Source organism: Amycolatopsis mediterranei, assembly GCF_026017845.1.
Classification (GTDB): Bacteria; Actinomycetota; Actinomycetes; order Mycobacteriales; family Pseudonocardiaceae; genus Amycolatopsis; species Amycolatopsis mediterranei.
The window spans coordinates 7,267,132-7,292,121 of record NZ_CP100416.1 but is presented as its reverse complement, the minus strand read 5'-3'; the positions used below and the strand labels follow the sequence as shown (position 1 = coordinate 7,292,121).

The 24,990-nt window shown below is 70.8% G+C and carries 28 protein-coding genes and 1 pseudogene; 21 read left to right on the top strand and 8 right to left on the bottom strand.

The window, feature by feature from the left end; all coding sequences use genetic code 11:
- Window positions 1-192: 192 nt before the first annotated feature.
- Window positions 193-1,515 carry an MFS transporter gene (locus ISP_RS32455; protein WP_013228110.1) on the top strand — a complete coding sequence of 441 codons (1,323 nt, stop codon included), beginning with the start codon at window positions 193-195 and terminating at the stop codon, window positions 1,513-1,515.
- Here ISP_RS32455 and ISP_RS32450 read toward each other — a convergent pair whose 3' ends face one another.
- Window positions 1,516-1,893 (bottom strand): VOC family protein, encoded by a 378-nt coding sequence (locus ISP_RS32450; RefSeq protein ID WP_013228109.1) that lies wholly within the window; start codon window positions 1,891-1,893, stop codon window positions 1,516-1,518.
- 19 nt (window positions 1,894-1,912) lie between these two features.
- Window positions 1,913-2,377 carry a GNAT family N-acetyltransferase gene (locus ISP_RS32445; protein ID WP_013228108.1) on the bottom strand — a complete coding sequence of 155 codons (465 nt, stop codon included), beginning with the start codon at window positions 2,375-2,377 and terminating at the stop codon, window positions 1,913-1,915.
- Between the two features lie 64 nt (window positions 2,378-2,441).
- On the opposite strand from ISP_RS32445, the gene truB reads away from it, so the two are divergent.
- The 9 genes from truB to ISP_RS32400 all read left to right on the top strand — a co-directional run bounded on the left by truB (window position 2,442) and on the right by ISP_RS32400 (window position 10,979).
- Window positions 2,442-3,347 (top strand): tRNA pseudouridine(55) synthase TruB, encoded by a 906-nt coding sequence (gene truB, locus ISP_RS32440; RefSeq protein WP_071831433.1) that lies wholly within the window; start codon window positions 2,442-2,444, stop codon window positions 3,345-3,347.
- A gap of 27 nt (window positions 3,348-3,374) precedes the next feature.
- Entirely contained in the window at window positions 3,375-4,358 is a 984-nt protein-coding gene (locus ISP_RS32435; protein ID WP_161790919.1) for a bifunctional riboflavin kinase/FAD synthetase, read from the top strand.
- A gap of 79 nt (window positions 4,359-4,437) precedes the next feature.
- A complete protein-coding gene (locus ISP_RS32430) occupies window positions 4,438-4,911 on the top strand; it encodes a helix-turn-helix domain-containing protein (RefSeq protein WP_013228105.1) in 474 nt (157 codons plus the stop codon).
- Entirely contained in the window at window positions 4,911-5,414 is a 504-nt protein-coding gene (gene thpR / locus ISP_RS32425; RefSeq protein WP_013228104.1) for an RNA 2',3'-cyclic phosphodiesterase, read from the top strand. Before ISP_RS32430 ends, thpR begins: the two co-directional genes overlap by 1 nt.
- A 143-nt stretch (window positions 5,415-5,557) precedes the next feature.
- Window positions 5,558-5,827 carry a 30S ribosomal protein S15 gene (rpsO, locus tag ISP_RS32420; RefSeq protein WP_003084034.1) on the top strand — a complete coding sequence of 90 codons (270 nt, stop codon included), beginning with the start codon at window positions 5,558-5,560 and terminating at the stop codon, window positions 5,825-5,827.
- 247 nt (window positions 5,828-6,074) lie between these two features.
- Window positions 6,075-8,336 carry a polyribonucleotide nucleotidyltransferase gene (locus ISP_RS32415; protein WP_013228103.1) on the top strand — a complete coding sequence of 754 codons (2,262 nt, stop codon included), beginning with the start codon at window positions 6,075-6,077 and terminating at the stop codon, window positions 8,334-8,336.
- 86 nt (window positions 8,337-8,422) lie between these two features.
- Window positions 8,423-9,787 (top strand): M16 family metallopeptidase, encoded by a 1,365-nt coding sequence (locus ISP_RS32410; RefSeq protein WP_013228102.1) that lies wholly within the window; start codon window positions 8,423-8,425, stop codon window positions 9,785-9,787.
- On the top strand, window positions 9,784-10,524 hold the full coding sequence (dapB, locus tag ISP_RS32405) for a 4-hydroxy-tetrahydrodipicolinate reductase (protein ID WP_013228101.1): 741 nt from the start codon (window positions 9,784-9,786) through the stop codon (window positions 10,522-10,524). Before ISP_RS32410 ends, dapB begins: the two co-directional genes overlap by 4 nt.
- Entirely contained in the window at window positions 10,521-10,979 is a 459-nt protein-coding gene (locus tag ISP_RS32400) for a tetratricopeptide repeat protein (protein WP_034285688.1), read from the top strand. The genes dapB and ISP_RS32400 overlap by 4 nt, the downstream gene beginning before the upstream one ends.
- Here ISP_RS32400 and ISP_RS32395 read toward each other — a convergent pair.
- Window positions 10,965-11,924, bottom strand: coding sequence for a substrate-binding domain-containing protein (locus tag ISP_RS32395; RefSeq protein WP_013228099.1), 960 nt, complete (start codon window positions 11,922-11,924; stop codon window positions 10,965-10,967). The genes ISP_RS32400 and ISP_RS32395 overlap by 15 nt on opposite strands.
- A 58-nt stretch (window positions 11,925-11,982) precedes the next feature.
- Here ISP_RS32395 and ISP_RS32390 point away from each other — a divergent pair, with 58 nt between their 5' ends.
- Genes ISP_RS32390 through ISP_RS32375 form a run of 4 tightly spaced genes read left to right on the top strand, consistent with a single transcriptional unit; the run spans window position 11,983 to window position 14,632 of the window.
- Window positions 11,983-12,834: a LysR family transcriptional regulator gene (locus tag ISP_RS32390; RefSeq protein WP_013228098.1), complete on the top strand. Its 852-nt coding sequence runs from the start codon at window positions 11,983-11,985 to the stop codon at window positions 12,832-12,834.
- Entirely contained in the window at window positions 12,831-13,583 is a 753-nt protein-coding gene (locus ISP_RS32385) for a hypothetical protein (RefSeq protein ID WP_013228097.1), read from the top strand. The genes ISP_RS32390 and ISP_RS32385 overlap by 4 nt, the downstream gene beginning before the upstream one ends.
- Window positions 13,584-13,606: 23 nt before the next feature.
- Window positions 13,607-14,440 (top strand): helix-turn-helix domain-containing protein, encoded by an 834-nt coding sequence (locus tag ISP_RS32380; protein WP_034285685.1) that lies wholly within the window; start codon window positions 13,607-13,609, stop codon window positions 14,438-14,440.
- A gap of 12 nt (window positions 14,441-14,452) precedes the next feature.
- Window positions 14,453-14,632 (top strand): DUF397 domain-containing protein, encoded by a 180-nt coding sequence (locus ISP_RS32375; RefSeq protein ID WP_071831436.1) that lies wholly within the window; start codon window positions 14,453-14,455, stop codon window positions 14,630-14,632.
- On the opposite strand, the gene ISP_RS32370 is transcribed toward ISP_RS32375, so the two are convergent.
- Window positions 14,597-15,115 (bottom strand): YqaA family protein, encoded by a 519-nt coding sequence (locus ISP_RS32370; RefSeq protein WP_013228095.1) that lies wholly within the window; start codon window positions 15,113-15,115, stop codon window positions 14,597-14,599. The two genes, ISP_RS32375 and ISP_RS32370, sit on opposite strands and share 36 nt — an antisense overlap.
- 152 nt (window positions 15,116-15,267) lie before the next feature.
- Between ISP_RS32370 and ISP_RS32365 the strand changes: the two are divergent.
- Window positions 15,268-15,663: pseudogene (locus ISP_RS32365) on the top strand (GtrA family protein); the annotation flags it as partial.
- 66 nt (window positions 15,664-15,729) lie between these two features.
- Here ISP_RS32365 and ISP_RS32360 read toward each other — a convergent pair.
- Window positions 15,730-16,287 (bottom strand): GNAT family N-acetyltransferase, encoded by a 558-nt coding sequence (locus ISP_RS32360; protein WP_013228094.1) that lies wholly within the window; start codon window positions 16,285-16,287, stop codon window positions 15,730-15,732.
- A 59-nt stretch (window positions 16,288-16,346) separates the two neighbouring features.
- Between ISP_RS32360 and ISP_RS32355 the strand changes: the two genes are divergently transcribed.
- On the top strand, window positions 16,347-17,561 hold the full coding sequence (locus ISP_RS32355; protein WP_013228093.1) for a winged helix-turn-helix domain-containing protein: 1,215 nt from the start codon (window positions 16,347-16,349) through the stop codon (window positions 17,559-17,561).
- 543 nt (window positions 17,562-18,104) lie between these two features.
- On the opposite strand, the gene ISP_RS32350 is transcribed toward ISP_RS32355, so the two are convergent.
- From ISP_RS32350 to ISP_RS32340, 3 genes are all read right to left on the bottom strand, one after another.
- Window positions 18,105-18,275, bottom strand: a complete 171-nt coding sequence (locus ISP_RS32350) for a hypothetical protein (protein WP_155258937.1) — start codon at window positions 18,273-18,275, stop codon at window positions 18,105-18,107.
- A 298-nt stretch (window positions 18,276-18,573) separates the two neighbouring features.
- On the bottom strand, window positions 18,574-19,497 hold the full coding sequence (locus ISP_RS32345; protein WP_013228092.1) for a DUF4097 family beta strand repeat-containing protein: 924 nt from the start codon (window positions 19,495-19,497) through the stop codon (window positions 18,574-18,576).
- 12 nt (window positions 19,498-19,509) lie between these two features.
- Entirely contained in the window at window positions 19,510-20,031 is a 522-nt protein-coding gene (locus ISP_RS32340) for a toxin-antitoxin system HicB family antitoxin (protein WP_013228091.1), read from the bottom strand.
- Window positions 20,032-20,150: 119 nt separating this feature from the next.
- Here ISP_RS32340 and thyX point away from each other — a divergent pair, with 119 nt between their 5' ends.
- The 5 genes from thyX (at window position 20,151) to ISP_RS32315 (ending at window position 24,957) form a co-directional block, all read left to right on the top strand.
- A complete protein-coding gene (gene thyX, locus ISP_RS32335) occupies window positions 20,151-20,903 on the top strand; it encodes an FAD-dependent thymidylate synthase (RefSeq protein ID WP_013228090.1) in 753 nt (250 codons plus the stop codon).
- On the top strand, window positions 20,903-21,298 hold the full coding sequence (locus tag ISP_RS32330; RefSeq protein WP_013228089.1) for an ACT domain-containing protein: 396 nt from the start codon (window positions 20,903-20,905) through the stop codon (window positions 21,296-21,298). Before thyX ends, ISP_RS32330 begins: the two co-directional genes overlap by 1 nt.
- A gap of 127 nt (window positions 21,299-21,425) precedes the next feature.
- The gene (locus ISP_RS32325; RefSeq protein ID WP_034285682.1) at window positions 21,426-22,667 is read left to right on the top strand and encodes an Nramp family divalent metal transporter; all 1,242 of its coding nucleotides are present in this window, start codon (window positions 21,426-21,428) and stop codon (window positions 22,665-22,667) included.
- Window positions 22,664-23,125: a hypothetical protein gene (locus tag ISP_RS32320; protein ID WP_230468460.1), complete on the top strand. Its 462-nt coding sequence runs from the start codon at window positions 22,664-22,666 to the stop codon at window positions 23,123-23,125. The genes ISP_RS32325 and ISP_RS32320 overlap by 4 nt, the downstream gene beginning before the upstream one ends.
- 350 nt (window positions 23,126-23,475) lie before the next feature.
- Window positions 23,476-24,957, top strand: a complete 1,482-nt coding sequence (locus ISP_RS32315; RefSeq protein WP_013228086.1) for a serine/threonine-protein kinase — start codon at window positions 23,476-23,478, stop codon at window positions 24,955-24,957.
- Window positions 24,958-24,990: the final 33 nt, after the last annotated feature.

Genomic DNA, 24,990 nt, shown 5'->3' with positions numbered 1-24,990 from the left:
GTGTCGTCCCTCCAATCACGAGTGATGGCTTCCCAATCACGCGTGATGTCCCCCCGATCACGAGGAATGCCCCCGCTGAGCACGGGTGATGGGGGTTACCTGTGGGGAAAACCACCCGGGTCGTGGCTATGGTTCGTGGTTGCTTAGGCGATACAAGTAGGGGGGAAGAACGCCGAAACTCTGGAGGACGCTGTGCCCGCCACCGGCCGTGCCACCGCCCGGTCCTGGCTGATCTGGCTCGCCGCCGTCACCGTCTACCTGCTCGCCGTCTTCCACCGGACGTCCTTCGGGGTCGCCGGGTTGCAGGCCGCCGAGCGCTTCGGCGTCGGCGCGGCCGCGCTCGGCACCTTCACCGTCCTGCAGGTCGGCGTCTACGCCGCGATGCAGATCCCGACCGGCGTCCTGGTCGACCGCTACGGCCCCCGCCGCGTCCTCACCGTCGCCGTGCTGGTCCTCGGGGCCGGGCAGCTCCTGCTCGGCGTCGCTCACTCCTACGGCCTCGGCCTCCTCGCCCGCGGTGTCCTCGGCCTCGGCGACGCGCTCACGTTCGTCAGCGTCCTGCGCCTGGTCGCGGCCCACTTCCCGGGCCGCCAGTACGCCCTTCTGACGTCGTTCACCGCGGCCGTCGGCTACATCGGCAACCTCGCCGCCACCGTCCCGCTCTCGCTCGTGCTCGACAGCGCCGGCTGGACCCCCACCTTCCTCGCCGCCGGCGCCGTCACGGTCCTCTACACCGTCGTCGTGGCCCTCCGGGTCCGCGACGTCCCGGCGGGCGAACTGCCGCCCGTCCGCGAAGAAGTCCGCCCGCGCGAGCTGGCCGGCCGGGTCGCCGAAGCCTGGCGGACGCCGGGAACGCGCCTGGGCTTCTGGGTCCACTTCAGCACGATGTTCGCCCCGAACGCCCTGACGCTGCTGTGGGGCGTCCCCTGGCTGGTCCAGGGCCAAGGGCAGTCGAAGGCGACGGCGAGCGCGCTGCTCACCGTGTTCGTCTTCGGCTCGATGGCGGGCGGCCCGCTGCTGGGCGGCCTGATCGGCCGCCGCCCGTCGCTGCGGATGCCGCTGGTCGGCGGCTACATCGGCGGCGCCGCGCTGGTGTGGGCGGTGCTGCTGGGCTGGCCGGGCCAGGTGCCGCTGCCGGTCCTGGTGCCCGCGTTCGCCTTCCTCGCCCTCGGCGGCCCGGCGTCGATGATCGGGTTCGCCCTCGCCCGCGACTACAACCCGCTCAGCCGCGTCGGCACGGCCACCGGCGTGGTCAACGTCGGCGGCTTCGTGGCGACGACGATCGCCGCGCTCGCCGTCGGTGTGCTCCTGCAGGTGACCGGCGGGAACTTCCGGCTGTCGCTGCTGGCGCTCGTCGCCGTGCTGGCCCTCGGGACTTCTCGCCTGCTCGTGTGGTGGCGCCGCACCCGCGCCCACCTGTTCCTCGCCGAGGCCCGCGGCGAGGAGCTGCCGGTCCGCATCACCCGCCGCCGCTGGGACGCCGCTCTCCCCGAGACGCCGATCGTCGCCGCCTGATCACCCGCGCGGGACCAGCCAGCACAGGCAGAAGGGGTGTCCGGCCGGGTCGGCGTACACCTGGAAGTCGTCCCCGGACGTGCTACCGGCCGCCGTTTTCAGCACCGTGGCACCGAGCGCCATGACCTCTTCGTGCGCTTCGGCGAAGTCCTCGACCCACAGGTCGAGGTGCACCTGCTGCTTCGACGGCCCGTCCGGCCACTGCGGCGGCGTGTGGCCGGGCGCGAGCTGGACGCCGATCCGCGGCGCCCCGTCCACCATGACCATGTGCCAGTCGCCGTCCGCACTCACCTCCCCGCCGAGGACCCCGGCCCAGAAGCGGCTTTCGGCGGCGAGGTCGGCCGCGTCGAAGGTGACGACCTGGTGCTTGATCCGCATGAGCCACAGTCTGCCGGAATCACCGCCTGACCGGCACCTGCAGCAGCTGCGGCGCCACCGAGAACCCGCGCCGCCGGTAGGCGGGCACGGCCCGCGACGACGAGTGCACGGTGACCCGCTCCAACTCGAGCTCTTCGGCCAGCCGCAGGACGCCGTCGATCAGTCGGCCGCCGAGGCCGCCGTCGCGGGCTTCCGGCACGACGTACACGCTCTGCACGTCACCGCAGGCCCGCGAGAACGCCGTCGGGGTCGGCACGCGCGCGGTGACCGCCAGGAACGCCATCCCGAGCACCCGCCCGGCGCGCACGACGACGAGGCAGTGGTGGGTGGCCGCGTTCTCCCGCATCCACGCGGCGAACTCGCGCACGAACGCCTCGCGGCCGTCGCCGGGGAGGCCGTCCTGCTCGGCCACCCAGCGCCACCGGAGCTCGGCCACCGTTTCCAGCTCCGCGGGCCGGGCGGCCCGGACTTCGATCTCCGTCACGCCTCCATCGTGGCCGTCTGAGGCATCATCCGTTCCACGACCGGCGGCCGCTAGGGTTTGCCGCGTGTCGAGCCCCAAACCGCCCCGCCGTCCCGCCCCGCCTCCCGGCCTCCTCATCGTCGACAAGCCCGCCGGCATGACGTCGCACGACGTCGTCGCGCGCGCTCGCCGGATCATGGGCACCCGCAAGGTCGGGCACGCCGGCACGCTCGACCCGATGGCGACCGGCGTGCTGGTGCTCGGCGTCGAGCGCGCCACCAAGCTGCTCGGCCACCTGGCCCTGGACCGCAAGACCTACCTGGCCACCCTGAGCCTCGGCAGCAGCACCACGACCGACGACGCCGAGGGCGAAGTCCTCACCACGGCGGACACGAAGCAGACGCAAGACGACGACATCGCCAACGGCATCGAAAAGCTGACCGGCGACATCCAGCAGGTGCCCAGCGCGGTCAGCGCGGTCAAGATCGACGGCAAGCGCGCCTACGCCCGCGTCCGCGCCGGCGAGGACGTCGTCATCCCGGCCCGCCCGGTCACCGTCTACCGCTTCGACGTCCTCGCCGTCCGCCACGAAGAGGACCACGTCGAGGTGGACGCCGTCGTCGAGTGCTCTTCCGGCACCTACGTCCGCGCGCTGGCCCGCGACCTGGGCGCGGGCCTCGGCGTCGGCGGCCACCTGAAGGCGCTCCGGCGCACCACGGTCGGCCCCTTCACCCTCGCCAAGGCGAGGACCCTCGACCAGCTCGAAGAACAGCCCGAACTGAGCCTCGACCTCGACGCCGCCGTCGCCGCCGCCTTCCCGCGGCGCGACCTCGACGCGGCCACGGCGAAAGCGGTCCGCCACGGCCAGCGCATCCCGGCGGCCGGCCTCGAAGGCACTTACGGGCTCTTCGGTCCCGACGGCCGGGTGCTCGCCCTGGCCGCCGACGAACAGGGTGTATCCCGCGCGGTGGTCGTGTTGCTGCCCGCCTAGGGTGGGCTCGAGAGACGGGAGTGTGACGTGCTTCGGTGGCGTGGGCTGGGAGATCTCCCCGGCAGCTGGGGCCGGTGCGTGGTCACCATCGGCGTGTTCGACGGTGTCCACCGCGGGCACCAGGAGCTGATCAGCCGGACGGTCGCGGCGGCGGCCGAGCGCGGCCTGCCGAGCGTCATGCTGACGTTCGACCCGCACCCGTCGGAGGTGCTGCGCCCGGGCAGCCACCCGGCGCAGCTGACGACGTTGCGGCGCAAGGCCGAGATCGTCGAGAGCCTCGGTGTCGACGTCTTCTGCGTGCTGCCGTTCACCCTCGAGCTGTCCCGGCTGCAGCCGGAGGAGTTCGTGCACGAGGTGCTGGTCGACCGGCTGCACGCGGCCGCGGTGATCGTCGGCGACAACTTCACCTTCGGCGCCAAGGCGGCCGGCGACGTCGAACTGCTCCGCACCCTCGGCCGCCGGTTCGGCTTCGCCGCGTTCGGCGCCGAGCTGCAGGGCAAGGAACTGTCCGAAGAGGACCAGTCGGCGATCACCTTCTCGAGCACGTACGTCCGGTCCTGCATCGACGCCGGTGACGTGGTCGCCGCCGCCGAAGCGCTCGGCCGCCCGCACCGGCTGGAGGGGATCGTCGTCCGCGGCGACGGCCGGGGCCACGAGCTCGGCTATCCGACGGCGAACCTGTCGACCCCGCGCTTCGCCGCCGTCCCGGCCGACGGCGTCTACAGCGCGTGGTTCACCCGTTCGGCCGACCCGGCGCGCCGGCTGCGCGCCGCGGTCTCGGTGGGCACCAACCCGACGTTCTCCGGGCGCGAGCGGACCGTCGAGGCGTTCGTCCTCGACGTCGACGAGGACTTCTACGGCCAGCACGTGGCCATCGATTTCGTGACGCGGCTGCGTGACCAGGTGCGGTTCGCCGACTCGGCCGGGCTCGTCGCGCAGATCGACGACGACGTGGTCGAGACGAGAAAGGCACTCGAACTGCCCCCGGACGCCCTGACCGGGGACGAATAGGGGATTCCGCGTCCACGCAGGTGACCGCGATGGCAAGATGCTCACGGACGGTGTGCGCAAACAGGGGAGCGGGAGACTGGTGGAGGACCACAAGATCGTCCAGCGGAACATCGCGTTGCAGCGCGAGTGGTACGGGGAGCCGCTCGGTGACCGCGTGCGCCGGCTCGTCGTCGCGTTCGACGTTTCGCAGGCGTTCCTGGCCGAGGTCCTCGGGATCAGCGCCCCCATGCTCAGCCAGGTGATGAGCGGGCGGCGGGCGAAGATCGGCAACCCGGTCGTGCTGGCCAGGATGATCATGCTCGAGCGCAAGATCCTGGTGCCCGAGGTCGCCGCCGGCAACCGCGAAGCGATGCTGGCCGCGATGGAGGACGTCCGCGACTCGCGCCCCACCGTCGGGCGCGACAACATCCCGGTGGTCAACGAAGACCAGAAGGTCCTCGCCTACCTGCGCGACCTGGCCGAGGACGAGGACCTCGGCGAGGCCGCCAAGCGCCTCGACGACGACTTCCCGGCCATCGCCGACCTGCTCCGCCGGGCGGGCAACGGCGCCTGATGCCGGTCCTGTTCAGCGCACTTCTCCCGCCGGACGACGTCGTCGAGGCGATCTCCGCGGCCCTCGGCGATCCCGGCGACGGCCTCCGCTGGGAGCCGCCGGAGCGCTGGCACATCACCCTCGCCTACTACGGGCCGGACGACGTCGGAACGCGCGCCGCCTGGCTGAGCGCGCGGCTGGCCGGGCGCCCGGCGGTCGACGTCCGGCTGGAAAAGGCCGCGACGTTCCCCGGGGTGCTGTGGTTGACTGTCGCCGGATCGGAGCTGGAGCCGCTCGCGCACGCCGCGGGCGCCGGCGCCGAACCGAGGCCCTACCGGGCCCATCTGACGCTCGCGCGGTTCCCCCGGGAAGAACCCGGGCTCGCCGCGCGTTGGACCAGACAGCTGGCCGGTTTCACGAGCCGGCGCTGGCAGGCTGCGGAAGTGGCGCTGATGACCAGCGAGCGCGACCCGGGTGGTCCCCGCTACCGGGTGGCTCGCTCGTTCGGGCTGGACCACGCCTGAAGGCCCTGCTCAGAGGCGCACGTGACCAGAATGGTAACGTCGTGGCCGGGTCCGGCTGCAGTCCGTGGCGGCCGAGACCGTCTTCCCGGCGTTCATCCACGCCCGGGGCCGCACGGCACTGATTATTTCGAGGAGCAACACAAGTGGCGCTGTCCACCGAAGAGAAGAAGTCGATCCTGGCCGAGTACGGCGTGCACGACTCGGACACGGGATCCCCCGAGGCCCAGGTCGCGCTGCTGACCAAGCGGATCGTCGGCCTCACCGAGCATCTCAAGGCTCACAAGCACGACCACCACTCCCGTCGCGGGCTCCTGCTGCTGGTCGGCCGTCGCCGCCGGCTGCTGAACTACGTGATGAAGGTGGACATCGAGCGTTACCGTGCGCTGATCCAGCGCCTCGGCCTGCGCCGATAGCTGCACCCGAGGGGGAGTGACCGCCGGTCGCTCCCCCTTGCTGCAGGAACAACACGCTGTAACAACCGCAAGAACGGCGCGAGCGCGCACGAGGGACCGTCCGCCGGTCCTCGGTAGTGGCTTCCGGGAAGAGTCCCGGGGGCTTCGATCGAAGACCGGCATCACTCCTCGAGCGTCCTCAGGCGAAACGGGTCCCAGGGTGGGAGACTCGCGTCGTATAGAAGGAACTAAAGAGGAGAAACACCCTATGACCGACTCCACCGGAGTCACCGTGCACGAGACCGAAGCCGTGATCGACAACGGCCGGTTCGGCACCCGCACCGTCCGCTTCGAGACGGGCCGCCTGGCCAAGCAGGCCGCCGGCGCCGTCGTCGCGTACCTCGACGAAGAGACCATGCTGCTCTCGGCGACGACCGCGTCGAAGCACCCGAAGGACCACTTCGACTTCTTCCCCCTGACGGTGGACGTCGAGGAGCGCATGTACGCGGCCGGCCGCATCCCCGGCGCCTTCTTCCGCCGCGAGGGCCGCCCGTCGACCGACGCGATCCTGACCTGCCGCCTGATCGACCGGCCGCTGCGCCCGTCGTTCACCGACGGTCTCCGCAACGAGATCCAGGTCGTCATCACCGTCCAGAGCCTCAACCCGGACGACCCGTACGACGTGCTGGCCATCAACGCCGCCTCGGCGTCGACCCAGATCGCCGGCCTGCCGTTCTCCGGCCCGGTCGGCGGCGTGCGCGTCGCGCTGGTCGAGGACCAGTGGGTCGCGTTCCCGACCTGGTCGCAGCTGGAGAAGGCGACCTTCAACATGGTCGTCGCCGGCCGCATCGTCGGTGATGACGTCGCGATCATGATGGTCGAGGCCGAGGGCACCGAGCACACGCTCGACCTGATCGCCGCCGGCGGCAAGGCGCCCGACGAGGCCGCGGTCGCCGCGGGCCTCGAGGCTTCGAAGCCGTTCATCAAGGTGCTGTGCGAGGCCCAGCAGCAGCTGGCCGACGTCGCCGCCAAGCCGACCGGCGAGTTCCCGGTCTTCCTGGCCTACGAGCAGGACGTCTACGACGCCGTCGCGGCGATCGCCACCGACGACCTGGCCCGCGCGCTGCAGATCCCGGGCAAGCAGGATCGCGACGCCGCGACCGACGAGGTCAAGGCCGCCGTCCTGGAGAAGATCGGCCTCGGCGAGGGCGAAGCCTTCGAGGGCCGTGACAAGGAGATCGGCGGGGCGTTCAAGGCCCTGACGAAGAAGATCATGCGCCAGCGCGTCCTCACGGAGAAGATCCGCATGGACGGCCGTGGCCTCACCGACATCCGGTCGCTCTCGGCCGAGGTCGCTGTCATTCCTCGGGCGCACGGTTCGGCACTCTTTGAACGTGGGGAAACCCAGATCCTGGGCGTCACCACGCTGAACATGCTGCGCCTGGAGCAGCAGATCGACTCGCTGTCGCCCGAGACGCACAAGCGCTACATGCACCACTACAACTTCCCGCCGTTCTCCACCGGCGAGACCGGGCGCGTCGGTTCGCCGAAGCGCCGCGAGATCGGCCACGGCATGCTCGCCGAGCGCGCCCTGGTGCCGGTGCTGCCGAAGCGGGACGAGTTCCCGTACGCGATCCGCCAGGTCTCCGAGGCGCTGGGCTCCAACGGCTCGACCTCGATGGGCTCGGTCTGCGCGTCCACCATGGCGCTGTACAACGCCGGTGTGCCGCTGAAGGCGCCGGTCGCGGGCATCGCGATGGGCCTGGTCTCCGACGAGGTCGACGGCGAGACGCGCTACGTGGCGCTCACCGACATCCTCGGCGCCGAGGACGCCCTGGGCGACATGGACTTCAAGGTCGCCGGCACCAAGGACATCATCACCGCGCTGCAGCTGGACACGAAGCTCGACGGCATCCCCTCCGAGGTCCTCGCCGCCGCGCTGAAGCAGGCGAAGGACGCCCGGCTCACCATCCTGGAGGTCATCGCCGAGGCGATCGACAGCCCGGACGAGATGAGCCCGTACTCCCCGCGCGTCACCTCGGTGAAGATCCCGGTCGACAAGATCGGCGAGGTCATCGGCCCGAAGGGCAAGATGATCAACTCGATCACCGAGCAGACCGGTGCCGACATCTCCATCGAGGACGACGGCACGATCTACGTGGGCGCGGCCGACGGCCCGTCGGCGGAGGCGGCGATCGACCTGATCAACGCCATCGCCAACCCGCAGCTGCCCAAGGTCGGCGAGCGCTTCCTCGGCACCGTGGTGAAGACGGCCGCGTTCGGCGCGTTCGTCTCGCTGCTGCCGGGCAAGGACGGCCTGGTGCACATCTCGAAGCTGGGCAACGGCAAGCGGATCGCCAAGGTCGAGGACGTGGTCAACGTGGGCGACAAGCTCCGCGTCGAGATCGCCGACATCGACAACCGCGGCAAGATCAGCCTGATCGTGGTCAAGGACGACGAGCCCGCGAAGCCGGCCGAGGGTGACGCCCCCGCCGCCGACGCCGACGCCGAGAAGGCCGACGCCAAGTAAGGCCGCAGTTCAGCGAATATCGGTCCGCGAAGGCCACCTCGGGGGACTCCCGAGGTGGCCTTCGCGGCAAGGTGAGTAAGGAACCCATGGCACGGCAGGTTTCCGGGCACGAGCAGCCCGTCGGCACCACCCGCACGCTCGAGTCCACTTCGGACGGTGCGGTCGTCAAGCGCAGCGTGCTGCCCGGCGGTCTGCGCGTGATCACCGAGCGCGTCCCCGCCTCCCGCTCGGCCACGGTCGGGCTGTGGGTCGGCATCGGCTCCCGCGACGAGCCCGCCACCGTCGCCGGCGCCGCGCACTACCTCGAGCACCTGCTGTTCAAGGGCACCAAGCACCGCGACGCCACGCAGATCGCCGAAGAGATCGACGCCGTCGGCGGCGAGTTCAACGCCTTCACGGCGAAGGAGCACACCTGCTACTACGCGCAGGTGCTCGACGCCGACCTCCCGCTCGCCGTGGACCTGGTCACCGACGTCGTGTTCGACGCGCTGTGCACCGACCGCGACATGGACATGGAGCGCAGCGTCGTCCTCGAAGAGATTTCGATGCGCGACGACGACCCCGAGGACCTGCTGCACGAGACGTTCGTGACGGCCATCCTCGGCGACCACGCGCTCGGCCGCCCGGTGCTCGGCACCGAGAAGTCGATCGTGGAAATGTCCCCGGCCGCTCTGCGGAATTTCTACAAGCGCCGGTACACGCTGCCGCGGATGGTCCTCTCCGTGGCCGGCAACATCGACCACAACCAGGTGCTGCGGCTGGTCCGCAAGGCCCTCGGCGAGCGCCTGACCGGGACCGCGACGCCGATCGCGCCCCGCGAGGGCCGCGCCCGGATCAAGACCGTGCCGAAGCTGGCCCTGCACACCGACGACACCGAGCAGGCGCACGTCATGCTCGGCCTGCGCTCGCTGTCGCGCCACGACGACCGCCGCTTCGCGCTGTCGGTGCTCAACGCGGCCCTCGGCGGCGGCATGTCCTCGCGGCTGTTCCAGGAGATCCGCGAGCAGCGCGGGCTGGCCTACCAGGTGTATTCGTCGGTCGCGAGCTACGCCGACACCGGGCACATGGCCGTGTACGCGGGCTGCCAGCCGGAGAAGCTCGGCGACGTCGCCGGCGTCATCCGCGAGGTGCTCGACAAGGTCGGCGTCGACGGCCTCACCGAAGCCGAGGTGGCCCGCGCCAAGGGTCAATTGCGCGGCGGGATCGTGCTGGGCCTGGAGGACACGTCGTCGCGGATGTCGCGGATCGGCAAGAACGAGCTCAACTACGGCCACTACCTGGGCGTCGACGACACGATCGCCCGCATCGACGCGGTGACCACCGAAGACGTGTGTGCGCTCGCTCGCACTTTGTTCGCACGGCCCGGTGGCGTCTCGGCGGCGGCGGTCGTCGGGCCGTACGCTCACGCCGACGACCTTCCTGACGACCTGCACGAGGTGATCGCTTCATGACCATCAACGTCGGTGTGCTCGGTGCGCGCGGCCGGATGGGGGCGACGGTGGTGAACGCCGTCGAAGGCGCTTCGGACCTGAAGCTCGTGGCCGCGCTGGACGCGGGCGACGACTTCGCCCCGCTGGCCGACGCCCAGGTGGTCGTCGACTTCACCCACCCCGACGCCGTCATGGACAACCTGAAGTACCTGGTGGAGCACGACATCCACGCGGTCGTCGGCACCACCGGCTTCAGCGAATCCCGGTTGGCCGAGTTGCGCGCGTTGCTGGAGCCGAAGCCGTCGCTGGGCGTGCTGATCGCGCCGAACTTCGCCCTTGGCGCGGTGCTGGCCATGCGGTTCGCGGCCCAGGCGGCGAAGTTCTACGCCTCGGCCGAGATCATCGAGCTGCACCACAACCGCAAGGCCGACGCGCCTTCGGGCACCGCCGCCCACACGGCCCGGATGATCGCCGCGGCTCGCGCGGAAGCGGGCGTGACACCGGGTCCGGACGCGACGACGTCGGAGCTCGACGGCGCCCGCGGCGCCTCGGTCGAGCAGGTCCGCGTGCACTCGGTCCGCCTGCCGGGGCTGGTCGCGCACGAGGAAATCCTGTTCGGCGGCGAGGGGGAGACCCTGACGATTCGCCACGACTCCCTCGACCGGACGTCGTTCATGCCGGGCGTGCTGCTCGGCGTGCGTGAGGTGCTGAACCGCCCCGGCCTGACGGTCGGCCTGGAAAACGTCCTCGACCTGTGAAGGCTCGCAATGTGGCGCTGCTGCTGACGGCGGCGCTGATCGTCTACCTGTTCCTGCTGGCGGATCGGGCGTTCGCCCTGTTCAAGACCGGGACGGGGGTCGGGATCGCACTGGGCGCGGGCGTGCTGCTGCTGCCCGTCCTGGGTATCTGGGTCGTCGTCGTGACCTGGCGCAACGGCCTCCAGGTCCAGCGCCTGTCCCGGCAGCTGGACACCGAGGGGGCGCTCCCCGACGTCTCCGACCTCCCGCGTCGCCCGTCGGGCCGGGTGGATCGCGAGGCGGCCGACGCGTGGTTCGGGGAGCGCCGCGCGGAGGTCGAGGCCGACCAGGAGAACTGGCGCGTCTGGTACAAGCTCGCGTACGCGTACGACATCGCGGGCGACCGCCGCCGAGCGCGCGAGACGATGAAAAAAGCGATCGAGCTGGAAGCCGCCGAACGCTCACGTGCCGAGTAGTTCCGGCGCGAAGATCTCTTCGATCTGCCACCGGCGTGACGACAAGCCCTGTTCGTGGTGGTACCGCAGGTAGGCCTCCAGCGTCGTGCGGTTGGCCGCAATGCCGTAGGGCCACCAGTCCTCGCCGAACTCGGCGAGGGTGTCGTCGACCAGCGCGTTCGTCCACGGCAGCATGGTCTGCACCTGGTAGAGCCGCCGGCCGCGGCGGTAGCGCTCGGCGGCGGCGTCCTTCGCGGTTTCGAACATCGTGTAGACGCGGCGGGCCAGGCCGGGATCGTCCCGCAGGAGATCCCGCCGGACGACGACGGTGTGCATGATCGGGAAGATCCCGGTGCGGCGGTGGTAGTCGCGTTCCCGCGCGACGAAGTCCGGGAAGAGCCGGGCGACGTCCGGGTGCCCGTCCAGCACGCACTGCGGGACGTTGGCGGAGAACAGCGCGTCGATCTCGCCGGTGGCGAGCAGGTCGTTCAGCGTCTTGCCCGCCCCCGCCGTGGTGACCTTGACAGCATCGGGATGCGGGTGCGGGATGAAATCGAAGGGCGCCGCTGGGTGTTCGAGGCCGCCGATCACCCAGCGGTTCGTCTCCGGCCGGAACCCGTGCTCGTCCATCAGGATGCCCTTGGCCCAGACGCCGGAGTCCTGCCCGTAGGTGCCGAACTCGCCGATGGTCCGGCCGGTGAGGTCACCGGGACCGGTGATCCCCGAGCGGGTGTTGACGAAGACGCAGGAGTGCCGGAAGACGCGGTTCGGGAAGATCGGCAGCGCCACGAAGGGCGTGCCTGCTTCGAGCAGCCGCAGGTAGAACGTCAGGCCGAGTTCGGCGACGTCGAACTCGCCGCGGATCGCCCGTTCGAAGATTTCGGGCAGCGTGGCGGCGGTTTCCACGCCTGAGAGGTCCCGGGTCGTGTCGTAGGTGAAGGTGCCGATTCGCATGGTTCCGATCATCGGCGCGCGCGGACGGGTGCGTCCAAGACCGGTTGCGGCAACTCGATACCGTGGGGGTATGGACTTGCGCGTACTCCGGTACTTCGTCGCGGTCGCCGAAGAGCGGCACATCGGCCGCGCGGCGGACCGGCTGCACATGGCGCAGCCGCCGCTCAGCCGGGCGGTGCGCGCGCTGGAGGACGAGCTGGGCGCGACGCTGCTCGAGCGCACGCCCAAGGGCGTCACGCTCACCGAGGCGGGCGCTGTCTTGTACGACGAGGCCGTCGCGCTGCTGGCGCAGGCCGGCCGCATCCGCGACCGCGTGACGGCGGCGGCGGGCACGGCCACGTTGACGGTCGGCACCCTGGCGGACGCCGCCGAGCAGGTCGGCGCCCGGTTGGTGGCCCTGTTCCGCGAGCAGCACCCGCACGTGGACGTGCGCGTCCACGAAGCGGACCTCGCGGATCCGACGGCCGGGCTGCGCGCCGGCCTGGTCGACGTGGCCCTGACCCGGACGCCGTTCGAAACGGCGGGCATCGGCGTCCACGTGCTGCGCCGGGTTCGCGTGGGCGTGGTGCTGCGCGACGACGACCCCCTGGCCGGCCGGACCGAGGTCGCGACGGCGGAGCTGGCCGGCCGCCGCTGGGTCCGCCTCCCGGACGGCACCGACCCGCGCTGGACGGCCTACTGGACGGGCGGCCCGCCCGGCGACGACGCCTCGGTCATGCGGACGGTCCAGGAGTGCCTGCAGGCGGTGCTGTGGAACGGCACCGCGGCCCTCGCCCCGGTCGACCAGCCGGTGCCGCCCGGGCTGCGGGTCGTGCCGGTGGCCGATCGCCCGGTGAGCGAGCTGGTGGTGGCGTGGCCGAAAGCGGTGATCAGCCCGCTCGTTCGTGGCTTCGTGCGCATCGCGGCGGCGGCGAACCGGTGACGCTGCTGCTGAAGCTCGTCCTGGCGCCGTTGCTGGTGGTCGGCTCGTCGCTGGCCGGACGGCGCTGGGGCTTGGGCGTGACGGGTCTGCTGGTGGCGATGCCCGTGGTCGCGGGCCCGATCCTGCTGATCACGTACTTGGAGCACGGGGCGGCGTTCGTCGCGCGGGCGGCGTCGGCGTCGTTGCTGGGACTGGTGTCGCTGGCCGCGTTCGCGGTGGTGTTCGCGCGGGTGTCCCGGGCACGGGGCTGGCTCGGCACGCTGCTGGTCGGCTGGCTTGTGTGCTTGTCGCTGGATTTGGCGTTGACGTTCGCGCCGGTGCCGGTGTGGGTGGCGCTCGGGCTGGCGCTGGCGGCGGCTTGGACGGGCATCCGGTTGCTGCCGGAGCCGGGGGAGGCCCGGCCGGTGCCGCTGCCGTGGTGGGACCTGCCCGCCCGCGCGGTGGCGACGGCCGGGCTCGTGGTGGCCCTGACGGCGGCGGCCGGACGTCTCGGCCCGGACCTGACGGGCGTGCTGGCCCCCTTCCCGACCGGGACGAGCGTCGTGGCGGTGTTCGCGCAGGCGCAAGGCGGCCCGCCGGCGGCCGCGGCGACCGTGCGGGGTGTGCTGCGTGGGCTCGGCGGGTTTTCGGCGTTTTGTTTTCTGGTGGCGGTGCTGGTGGAGCCGATCGGCGGGTGGGCTTTCGTGGTTGCGGTCGCCGGAACGGTGGTGTGGCAATTCGCTGACAGTTGTCGTTCATTCGGGAAATGAGTGGGCTTCGTACTATCGCCCGCATGAAACCGACTTCGTCTTCTCCTGGTTCACGGGCGTTGTCCGCGTCGCTGCGCGAAGTACGCGAAGCGCGGAAGTTCGGGTTGCGCGAGCTGGCGCGGGCACTCGAGGTGGATCCGCGGTTGCTGTCCCAGTGGGAGCTGGGGATTCGGGTGCCGCCGGTGGAGGAGGTGGCCCGGATTCTCGGGTACCTGCGGGTGGATCGAGCCGTGACCAACCGGATTCTGGCCTTGGCGCAGCACGTGAAAGACCCGAACTGGCTGGACTCCAACCCCTCGGACTTGCCCGCCGCGCTCACGGGAGTCATGCAGTGCGAACGGTCGGCCAGCTTGATCACCAACTGGTCCCCGCAGATCATTCCCGGGCTCCTGCAGACTCCTGACTATGCCCGCACTCTTCTCTCTGCCTCCGAGACCAAGGCGGAAGTGGTCGATGCGCGGCTGGTGGCCCGGCTGAAACGCCAGCGGATCCTATCCGGATATGAGCCGGTTCGACTCAAGGCCATCATCTCCGAACTGGCGATTCGTGAGGTGGTCGGAGAAGCGGGCACCATGTCCGATCAGATCGACCACCTGCTCGCCTTAGGTGTTACATCTAACATTTCAGTGCGCATCGTGCCCGCGGATGTGGGTTACCACCCCGGCAAGATCGGCATGTTCGCTCTCTACGACTTCCCCAGCGATCCGTCGATCGTGTTCCTCGAGCACCACCACGCCAGTGCCTTCGTCAACGAGTTGGAGGCTATCGCGAGCTACCGCAAGCTCGTTAAAGTCTTGCTGGACAAGGCATTGTCCGAAGATGTCTCGCGAGAACTGCTTCGGGAGGCAGCGCGATAGGTCGGAGGCAGCGTGTCGACGTGGCGGAAGTCGAGCTATACGGCAAACATCGAATGCGTCGAGGTTCTCCTCGCCGAGACCGTTGGCGTGCGGGACACGAAAGCCCGTCACCTGGGCCAGCTCACCGTCTCGCGCTCTGCTTGGACCGCGCTGATCTCAGTGGTGCAGCCAGCCCGCGAACACCGCGGGTGAAGCCGCAATCAAGCTGAAGCGGATCCACCTTCCGGCGAGACCCGTCGTCAGGAAGGTCGCGAACCGCATCCGCACCAACCCGGCCAGCACGCTCGTCGCCATGAACGGCGGCAGGCCCACGAGGGAACTCACGCCGTACGTCCCGGCCATCCAGTGTGGGTGCCGGTGGCAGCGCTCGCGCAGCGCCTCGACCCACCCGCGGATCCGCTTGGTCCGCAGCTGCCAGCGCACGCGCCTCGGCGTCATCGGGCGCTCTCGGTGCAACCGGTCGTGCAGTGGCTTGGGGAGCTTGATCGTCCCGCGCGCGGCCAGGTAGTACAGCGTCTTCCCGGCGATCTGCCCGACGGCCACCGCCGCCCCGAGCCACAGCCAGTGCAGCCCCGGCTGGCTCGCGCACAACCCGAGCAGGAAGACTTCGGCGTTGATCAGCGGCACGATGGCCGAACCGAACGCGACGCCCAGCGTCAGCAGGATCCAGCTCATCTGTCACCTCCTGAAAACCGCTCGCGTTCTTCCAAGTTATCAGTTCGAAATCTCCGCGCACGGGGGTTAACCCCCCTCTTCGGCCGGCGGTCCGCACCAGAAGATCACCTGCCGGACGGCTGCCGGTCACCTCCCGCCGGAACACTGGCCGGGTGGCCGCCGAGCAATCCCGTACGCCCGCTGACCGATTCGGCGCCCTCTGCCGGGCCGTCGTCCGTGTGCTGCCGCTGGGTCTGTCGCGGGTCGTGGCGCCGACGTTTCTCGGGTTCTGCCTGATCAACGGGCTCACGTTCGGCGTCGACCTCGCGCTGCTGACCGTCTTCCACGGCGTGCTCGGCTGGCCGGTGTGGCTGGCGATCACGCTGGCGTACGTCTGTGCGTTCGGGCTGAGCTTCGCGCTGAACCGGACGTTCAACTTCCATTCCCACGCCGCCGTCGGAATCCAGCTGGTGCTTTACATAGGTGCGATTGCTGTCAATTACGCGGCGTTTCTGCTGGGTGTGGGCGCGGGGCTGACGGCGCTGGGCGTCGAATACCACGTCTCGCGGGTGCTCGCGGGCGTGGGCGAGGGCGTGTTCATGTACGCCGTGATGCGGTGGGTGATCTTCCGCGACTCAGGACAGGGAGAGGTCGAGGGTGCCGGTGAGCCGGACCTCGCGGAGGGTGCGCTCGCCGGTGTCGAGGGTGCGGACGGTGCCGTCGGGGTTCCAGCCGGCCCGGCGGTAGAAGCCGAGGGTGGCGTGGTCGCCCTGGGCGACCCAGGCGATGCCGCGGGAGGCGCCGTCGGCCCGCAGGCCCGCGGCGGCCGTCGCGAGTAGCCGTCCGGCGTGCCCGCGGCGTCCCCAGCGCGGCTCGACGAGCAGGGTGGCGATCAGCCCGGTCGTCTCGGCGTCTTCGGGCAGGCTCCCATCGGCCTGGGCGACCTCGTCTTCGGGCGCGCGGCCGGCGACGCAGAAGCCGACGGTGAACTCGCCCTCGGTGGCGACGTAGACGAGGCTGCCGGGGTAGTCGATGGTCTCGCTCCAGGTGCCGGCGAGGTCGGTGGCGTCCAGTTGCGCGAGGGCCTGCTTGCCGAGCAGGTCCTCGTAGGCGGCGTGCCAGGTTTCGCGCTGGATGCGGGCGATCTCCGCGGCGTCGGACAGATCGGCGGGACGGACGGCGGCGTCGCTCATGGTTGCTGAACTTAGCGGTCGCGGTTTTTGTCGGTGGTGGGTGGCACCATGAGCGCACCATGCAAACGATCAGCGTCTCGACGGCCCGGAAGACGTTCCTGGCCGCACAGGGCTTCACCGACCCGCGTCCGTCCGGCGTGCCTTCGCGGCAGCACCTGAAACGCGTGCTGTCGCGGGTCCAGCTGCTGCAGCTGGACTCGGTGAACGTGGCGGTCCGGGCCCACTACATGCCGGTGTTCTCGCGGCTGGGCGCGTACGACCCGGCGCTGCTCGACGAAGCGGCGTGGGCGAATTCGGCGCGTCGCCCGCGGCTGCTGGTGGAGACGTGGGCGCACGAGGCGAGCCTGCTGCCGATCGAGGACTGGCCCCTGATCCGCTCGGGCGCGAAGCGCGACGGCTGGTGGCGGCACTACGGCCCGTTGATCGAGAAGTCACCGGGCCTGGTCGACGAGATCCTGTCGGTGGTGAAGGAGCTGGGCCCGATCGGCGCGGGCGGCATCGAGCGCGCGGTGCAGGCGGACGCCCAGCGGCGCGGCCCGGGCTCGTGGTGGGAGCGCTCGGAGGTCAAGCGCGTCTGCGAGTACCTGTTCGGCGTCGGCCAGCTGACCACGGGCACGCGGCGGTCGTTCGAGCGGCTCTACGACCTGACCGAGCGGGTGGTCCCACCGGAGATCCTCGCCCGGTCGGTGTCCGCGGAGGAGGGCGCGCGGGGCTTGATTGCGCGTTCGGCGCGAGCGCTGGGGGTGGCGACGGAGACGGATCTGCGCGACTACTACCGCCTCGGCCCGGCCCCGGCCCGCCAGGCGGTGGCGGAGCTGGTGGAGTCGGGAGAGCTGGAGCCGGTCGCGGTCCGCGGCTGGAAGCAGGTGGCCTACCGCCATGCTTTGGCTCGGAAGCCGCGGAACGTGGTGGGCCGGGCGTTGCTGTGCCCGTTCGACCCGCTGATCTGGGAGCGCGCCCGAACCGAGCGGCTGTTCGGCTTCCACTACCGGATCGAAATCTACGTCCCGGAGCCGAAGCGGGTGTACGGGTATTACGTCTTCCCGTTCCTGCTGGACGGCTCGCTCGTCGCGCGGGTGGACCTGAAGTCCGACCGAGCGGCGGGGGTGCTGCGGGTCCAGGGAGCGTTCGCGGAGGAGGGCGTGGACGTGGCCCGGGTCCTCCCGGAGCTGGCGGCGGAGCTGCGGCACATGGCGGAGTGGCTGGGTTTGTCGGGCGTGACGGTGGGCGCGCGAGGCGATTTGGCGGTGCCGCTGGCGAAGCTGGTCCGCTGACGCTCCCCTCTCCGGGTCCGGGCCCGGCAAGGTGAGCCGAGCGGGTCGAGCCCGTGGGGTCTGCCGAGCGCGGCCTTGGCGGATCAGCCGAACGTGACCACGCCGTGCCCCGTGGATGGCCCAACTTTGGGGTGTCGGGTTCACATTTGGTTGACAAGCGTTGATCGAGGACGCGAACATCTTTTAGACCTCTCCGAGCATGGATCATGATCTTTAAGGAGAGGTAGGTCCATGTCGGCAGGTATGTGGCTCGCGCTGTGTGCGTGCGTCCTGGCACTGGTGGGGCTGGGGCTGATATCTCTCCTGCTCGTCAAGCTCGACGCTCGCAGGTGTCTTCGCCAGATCAAAGTCGATGCGCGGGTCGGCCGGTGGTTCGGCCTCTTGATCCAACTCGACCGGGAAGCCGAACCCCGCGCAGCGCCGGCATCCCCGGACTCGGCGCAGTCCCGCAAGAGAAGGACCGTGGCCACCCGCCCTGCGAGGGGCAGCAATCGCCCGAGGCCCCGCTCTTGAAGTACCTCTGTCCTGGCCGGCAATCAGCTCCTACCGACCACCCTGACCGCCACCCCGGCCGATCGCCGTCCCCGCGCTCGGCGTCGTGGCCGGAGCCGGGGTCGTCCGGTCGATCCGCGGATCCGGCGAACACCCTTGCGCGATCAACCGCGACCCGGCCACCGCGCCCGCGAGCGAGGAGGGGCGGATCAGCGCGGTCACTCGGTCACCTTTCGCCAGGCCGGCGCGGTCAACCGATGGGAACGAGACAGCCTGCCGATTTGTTCAAGGCCGATCCGAGAAAATCAGCGATTCTCCGGGAGTAATCAGGTGAAACGGCGTTTCGACAGATTCATCCTTCGTTCGCCGGATTTCTGCGGGCCGCTTCCTCTGGTATTTCGCGCGAACGGGCCGTCCCCGGCACCCCCGCCGGGAACGGCCCGTTCTCCCCCTGTCTCAGCCCGCTCTTCCGGGGGTCCGGGTGGCGGAGCCCCCGGTCCGGGCCGGAGGTCCGGTTGTCTCAGCCCGCCGCGCGCGTCACCACGGCGTTGCCGGTGCCCGTGCGGGCGCGGACCTTCAGCTTCACGCCACCATCGGGGGCGCTGTCGGCGACGTCCAGCTCGCTGGAGACGCGGCCGCCGCTGGAGGTCAGGTCGACCTCGGCGGTCGTCCCGCCGCGGATGCCGATCCGGACCTCGCCCGAGCCGGTGATCAGGTCGAGCGAGCCCGACGCGGCGTCGGCCACCGACAGGTCGCCGCTGCCGGTGCGGGCCATCACCTCGCCGGAGACCGCGCCCAGCCAGACGTCGCCGGTGCCGGTGGCCAGCGTCGCGGACCCGCTGATCGACGACGCCTCGATGTGGCCGCTGCCGCTGCGCAGCTGCAGCCCGCCCAGCGTCGGGCCGAGCTTGACGGCGCCGCTGCCGGTGCGGATGGTGGCCGAGCCGTCGGCGCGGTCGAGCTTCACCTCGCCGGAGCCGGTCAGCAGGTCGACGCGGCCGGCCGAGCCGGTGACGGTGACGTCCGCCGCGCCCGCCCGGACCTCGACGTGCGAGCCCGCCGGCGCGTGCACCTTCACCGCGAGGGCGACGTTGCGCAGCTGCCACGCCTTCGGTGCCTGGACGACCAGGCGGTTGCCGAGCTTCTCGATCCGGCTCTGCCGCACGGCTTCGGCGGGGGAGGCACCCGGGTCGACGCCCAGCTGGTCGCCGAAGCGTTCGCCGACCCAGGACAGCAGGCTGTTGACCCCCGCCACCCACGGCTGCTGCTCGCCCTGGTCGTGGCGCAGCTCCACGCGGGCGCCGGAGTCGCCGTCGAGGACGACCTCGACGCGGCCGATCGTCACGCTGACGTCGAGCTCCAGCGGGACGTCGGTCTTGAACTCGTCCACCCGGACCAATTCGTCGTTCGGCTCTTCGGCCGGTGTGGTCTGTTCTTCACTCATCGTCTCGTCCCCTCAGCCTTCGACCCAGCCGTGCAGGTGCGACCCGCTTCCGCCGCGGTCGCCCTTGCCCTGGTGCTTGTGGCCGCCGCCGCCGAGCGCGCCGTGGCCCAGTGCGCCCTGCACCGCCTGCGAAACGAACGTGTTCAGCGAGACGCCCTGGGCCGCGGCCGCGCGCTCGGCCTGGCCCTTGATCTGCTCGACCAGCCGGAGGGTGATTCGGCTGATGTCACCACCGTCGATCGGCGGCGGTGGTGTGGTGTCACGTGGTGTCGCGCGTGACGTCGTCTCCTCGGCGGTGCCGGTGACGACCACCCGGACGTCCCGGCCGTCGAGCCGGACGTCCACCACCTGGCCCGGCAGCGCGGCCGTGACCTCGGCGGCGAGGTCGGCGAGGGCGTTCATCAGAGTCAGGCGGACGGCGGGCTCGAGCGCGGAGGACAGCAGCGCGGCCGCCCGCCGGGTGTGCTCGTCCCCGGCGGCAGCCGTGTTCGCGAGGTCCTCGCGAAGGTTGGCGATGTACGGCGTCAGGTCCATGACACCACTATGACGTCATCGGTGACGTCAGTCAAGGCGGGTGGTGATGTCACGTGTCCCTCGGGAGTGACTGCCCTCACGCGGTTAGGCTGCGCGGAAGCCGGAGAAGGAGTCCTGACGTGACCGGAACCGTGTCACCCAGAGTGCAGCTGATCGCGAAGACCGAGTTCTTCCCGCCCGGGGACGTGCCGTGGTCGACCGACGCGGACGGCGGGGAAGCACTCGCCGAATTCGCCGGCCGCGCCTGCTACCAGTCGTGGAAGAAGCCGAACCCCGCCACCGCGACCAACGCCGGCTACCTCGAGCACATCATCGACGTCGGCCACCTCTCGGTGCTGGAGCACGGTTCGGTGACCTTCTACATCACCGGCATCTCCCGGTCCCTGACCCACGAGCTGATCCGGCACCGCCACTTCTCCTACTCCCAGCTCTCGCAGCGGTACGTCCCGGAGTGCGACGCCGAGTTCGTCGAGCCGGAGATCATCGCGAACGACCCGGTGCTGCACGAGAAGTTCCTCGCCGCGACCCGGGCGAGCGTCGAGGCCTACACCGAGCTGCTGTCCGGGCTCGAGGAGAAGTTCGCCGACGTCCCGAGCGCGACCCTGCGCCGCAAGCAGGCCCGCCAGGCCGCCCGGGCCGTGCTGCCGAACGCGACCGAAACCCGCATCGTCGTGACCGGGAACTACCGCGCCTGGCGGCACTTCGTCGCGATGCGCGCGACCGAGCACGCCGACGTCGAAATCCGTGAGCTGGCCGTGGAATGCCTGCGGCAGCTGCAGAAGGCCGCGGCGAACGTGTTCGCGGACTTCACCATCTCGACGCTGCCGGACGGCACCGAGATCGCCACGAGCCCGAAGGTGCTGGAAGGCTGATGAAACGACTCGCGATCGACGTCCGGCCCGGCGAGTACGCCGTGGTGCGGCTGCCCGCGGACGCCAAGGTGCCCGCCGAGCTCTTCGAGCCGGGCGAAGCCCTGGTTTCGGTGACGCGGACGCCCGAAGAACTGTCGGTGATCTGCCCGGCCGGCCGCGAGCCGGGCGGGGCCATGGCCTCCGAAGACGGCTGGCGGCTGCTGTCGGTGCGCGGCCCGCTGGAGTTCACGCTCACCGGCATCATCGCCGCGCTGGCCTCGGAGCTGGCCGCGGCCGGCGTCACGCTGTTCTCGATCTCGACGTTCGACACCGACCACATCCTGGTCCGCGGCGGCGACCTCGACGACGCGGTCACGGCGCTGCGCGAATCCGGCCACGAGGTCGCCCGGCTCTGACTTTTCGCCGCCGCCGATCCGGGTACCCGCGTGCCGGGGTGGGAGCCATCACCCTTGAAAAACAAAGTTCGGCGCGCCTAAACTTCAGTTTAGGGTCCCCGACATCCGGTTTTCGAGAGGTGGGCGCATGGCTGTGACCGAGGCTGTCCGGCCGAGGCTGGTGACGCGCCTGCGCACCGGTTCGGCCTTGCTCGGTCCGGCGTTCGTCGCCGCCATCGCCTACGTCGACCCGGGGAACGTCGCCTCGAACATCAGCGCCGGCGCCCGCTACGGCTACCTGCTGGTCTGGGTGATCGTCGCGGCGAACCTGATGGCCGTGCTGGTGCAGTACCTGTCGGCGAAACTCGGGCTGGTCAGCGGGATGTCGCTGCCGGAGGCCCTGCGCGTCCGCCTGTCGCGCCCCGCGCGGCTGGCCTACTGGGCACAGGCGGAGATCGTCGCCATCGCCACCGACCTGGCCGAGGTGGTCGGCGGCGCGATCGCGCTCAACCTGCTGTTCGACCTCCCGCTCGTCGTCGGCGGGTTGATCACCGGCGCGGTGTCGCTGACGCTGCTGGCGGTCCAGGACCGCGGCGGCCAGCGCACGTTCGAGCGGGTGGTCACCGGCCTGCTGGCGGTGATCGCGGTCGGCTTCCTGGCGAGCCTGTTCGTCGAGCCGCCGTCGGCCACGGAAACCCTCGGCGGCCTGGTCCCGGGCTTCGACGGCGCGGGCAGCATCCTCATCGCGGCGGCCATGCTCGGCGCGACGGTGATGCCGCACGCCGTCTACCTGCACTCGGGCCTGGTCCGCGACCGCCACGGCCGGTCCGAGGGCCTCCAGCGCCGCCGCCTGCTGCGCGCGACGCGCGCCGACGTCGGCTTGGCGATGCTCCTGGCGGGCGCGGTGAACCTGGGCATGCTGCTGCTGGCCGCGACGAACCTCCAGGGCCAGGTGGGCGTGGACAGCATCGAGGGCGCGCACGGCGCGGTCTCCTCGGCGCTCGGCCCGGGCGTCGCGCTGCTGTTCGCGATCGGCCTATTGGCGTCGGGACTGGCTTCGACGTCGGTGGGCGCGTACGCGGGCGCGATGATCATGCAAGGGTTGCTGCACAAGCGAATTCCGCTGGTCCTGCGCCGCCTGGTGACCCTGACGCCGGCGATCGTGGTGCTCGCGCTGGGCACCGACCCGAGTGCGGCGCTGGTGGTGTCGCAGGTGGTGCTGTCGTTCGGGATTCCGTTCGCGCTGGTGCCGTTGATTCGCCTGACGGCGGACCGTGATCTGATGGGGGCGGACACGAACCGCCGCTCGACGACGGTCGCGGCCTCGGTGATCGCGGCGATCATCATCGCTCTCAACCTGGTGCTCATCTACCTCACGGTCACCGGTTGACCCACGGAACGGGGAACGCGGCCATGGCCTGGACCTTCGCCCTCAACGCCGAATGCGGGGACCGCGAGACCCACGCCCGCGACCTCGCGCGGCACTTCGACGGCTGGCCGGCGGGGGTCTTCAGCAGCGCCGGCGCCTGGTGGTGCGGGGTCGCGCCGGAAGGCCTCAGCCCCAACGGCGCGCACACCGACGAAGAAGCGGCGGCGATGACCGCGGCCGGCCGCCGGCTCTACTGGCTGCTCCGGATCGCGCCGCCGGTCTACCGCTACGCGCTCGCCGGCATCCAGACCGACCGGTTCCGCAGCTACGACGAGCTGATGGCGGAGAAGGACCTGACGATCTTCCCGGGCCTCGTCGTCGCCGAGGACATCTGGATCCGGACGGGCAAGCGCGCCGAGTTCAGCGACTTCGCCCCCGGCTACCGCTGGCTCCCCTACCGCGGCGAAAGCCGCCGCTGACCAACCGCCCGACAACCCTAGGAGTAACTGCCTCATCGATGTGGTAGTTATCGCTAGGGTTGGCGAGCGAGAGTCAGCGCCACACGCAATCTCGAACTGCTGCTGACACGAGTACCCGGGTCCGCGGCAGGGCCGCGGGATGTCCCGGTCGGCGAGCCGACCGCCAGATACACGAGTCGGCCCTTCAAACACGCGTGTCGTCCCTCCAATTACGCGTGTCGTCCCTCCAGGCACGTGAGTCGACCTTTCGGGCACGCGTGCCGGCCGGTCCAGGTCACGAATTTCGCGGAACCCGCGGCGCTCCGCGACGGTCGGACTAGCATCTGCGCGACCGCCGCCAAAGGAGCACCGTGACCGACGAACAGACCCGGCCCTACCCGCCGCAGGCGCCCAGCACGCCTGGTCAGCGGGTCGTCGCGGGCCGCTACCTCCTGCTCGGCGAACTCGGCCGGGGCGGCATGGGCGTCGTGTGGCGGGCGCAGGACCAGGTCATCGGACGGCAGGTCGCGGTCAAGGAACTGCGGCTGCCCGACGCCGAGTCCGCGGCCGTCTTCTCCGAACGCGCCCTGCGCGAGGTGCGCACCGGCGGACGGCTCAACAACCCCGCCATCGTCACCGTCTACGACGTCGTCACCGACGGCGGGACCACCTTCATCGTGATGGAGCTCGTCGAAGCCCCCAGCCTCGCCGACCTCGTGCGGCAGCGAGGTCCGATGCCCGCCGCGCAGGCCGCCCAGCTGGGGGAGCGGGTGCTCGCCGCGCTCCAGGCCGCCCACTCCGCCGGGATCGTGCACCGGGACGTCAAGCCCGCGAACATCCTCGTCGCGCCGGACGGCCGGGTGAAGCTCACCGACTTCGGCATCGCCCACGCCGTCGACGACCCCCGGCTGACCACCAGCGGCATGATCGTCGGCTCGCCGGCCTTCATGGCGCCGGAGCGCGTCGAGGGCCGGGAAGCGATGCCCGCGTCCGACCTGTGGTCGCTCGGCGCGACGCTGTTCTTCGCCGTCGAAGGCTCGATCCCGTTCGAGCGCGCGACCACCGCCGCGACGCTGCACGCGATCATGACCGAGATCCCGTACCTCACCCGCGGCCAGGGCCCGATCGCCGCGGCCATCCTCGGCCTGCTCGTCACCAACCCGGACGCGCGGCTGACCGCGGCCCAGGCCCAGAACCTGCTGACCACGGCGCAGGGCGTGCGGCCCACCCCGCCGCGCGGCACCGCGATGCTCGGCGCCAACGCGCCGCAGCCGCCGCAGAAGAAGACCCACCGCGCCCTCTGGCTCACCGCCGCCGCCGTGCTGGTCGTGGCCGCGCTGATCGGCGGCTTCTTCGCGGGCAAGGCCTACGAGACGCCCGCCGCGGACAAGCAGAAGCAGCCGGTCATGACCTACGGCGTCGGTGGGCAGCTGCGCACCGATATCAGCGGCTACAACCGGTGCTTCAACACCCCGGTGCAGGACGGCTCGATCATCAGCGACGAGGACAACAAGACCGAGTGCGGCAACGCGCACACGCTGGAGGTCTACGAGATCGGGAACCTGATCTCGGTCGAGAACTGGAGCTCCGACGACGCCAAGGTCGCGGCCTACCCCGGGCTGGAAGCCGTGAAGGCGGGCGCCGAGGCGACGTGCGCGACCGCGTTCCGGTCGTCGATCGTGCCCGAAGCCCGGCGGGCGGACCTCACCTTCCGCGCGCTCGTGCCCACCCAGACCGAGTGGGAGCGCGTCCCGTCGAAGCAGAGCGAAGAACCCAGCCGCGAGTTCTACTGCGTGCTCGCCCGCGCCGACGGCGGCCCGATCACCGCGCCGATCGTGACCAAGGTCAAGTAGAAGTTCCGCGACGAGCGGCCGGTCCCGGGAAAT

Coding starts and splice junctions, on each gene's coding strand:
- ISP_RS32450 (WP_013228109.1), bottom strand. CDS start 1,893: ATGCGGATCAAGCACCAGGTCGTCACCTTCGACGCGGCCGACCTCGCC.
- thpR (WP_013228104.1), top strand. CDS start 4,911: ATGCCGGTCCTGTTCAGCGCACTTCTCCCGCCGGACGACGTCGTCGAG.
- ISP_RS32415 (WP_013228103.1), top strand. CDS start 6,075: ATGACCGACTCCACCGGAGTCACCGTGCACGAGACCGAAGCCGTGATC.
- ISP_RS32410 (WP_013228102.1), top strand. CDS start 8,423: ATGGCACGGCAGGTTTCCGGGCACGAGCAGCCCGTCGGCACCACCCGC.
- dapB (WP_013228101.1), top strand. CDS start 9,784: ATGACCATCAACGTCGGTGTGCTCGGTGCGCGCGGCCGGATGGGGGCG.
- ISP_RS32395 (WP_013228099.1), bottom strand. CDS start 11,924: ATGATCGGAACCATGCGAATCGGCACCTTCACCTACGACACGACCCGG.
- ISP_RS32390 (WP_013228098.1), top strand. CDS start 11,983: ATGGACTTGCGCGTACTCCGGTACTTCGTCGCGGTCGCCGAAGAGCGG.
- ISP_RS32380 (WP_034285685.1), top strand. CDS start 13,607: ATGAAACCGACTTCGTCTTCTCCTGGTTCACGGGCGTTGTCCGCGTCG.
- ISP_RS32370 (WP_013228095.1), bottom strand. CDS start 15,115: ATGAGCTGGATCCTGCTGACGCTGGGCGTCGCGTTCGGTTCGGCCATC.
- ISP_RS32360 (WP_013228094.1), bottom strand. CDS start 16,287: ATGAGCGACGCCGCCGTCCGTCCCGCCGATCTGTCCGACGCCGCGGAG.
- ISP_RS32355 (WP_013228093.1), top strand. CDS start 16,347: ATGCAAACGATCAGCGTCTCGACGGCCCGGAAGACGTTCCTGGCCGCA.
- ISP_RS32345 (WP_013228092.1), bottom strand. CDS start 19,497: ATGAGTGAAGAACAGACCACACCGGCCGAAGAGCCGAACGACGAATTG.
- ISP_RS32340 (WP_013228091.1), bottom strand. CDS start 20,031: ATGGACCTGACGCCGTACATCGCCAACCTTCGCGAGGACCTCGCGAAC.
- ISP_RS32330 (WP_013228089.1), top strand. CDS start 20,903: ATGAAACGACTCGCGATCGACGTCCGGCCCGGCGAGTACGCCGTGGTG.
- ISP_RS32325 (WP_034285682.1), top strand. CDS start 21,426: ATGGCTGTGACCGAGGCTGTCCGGCCGAGGCTGGTGACGCGCCTGCGC.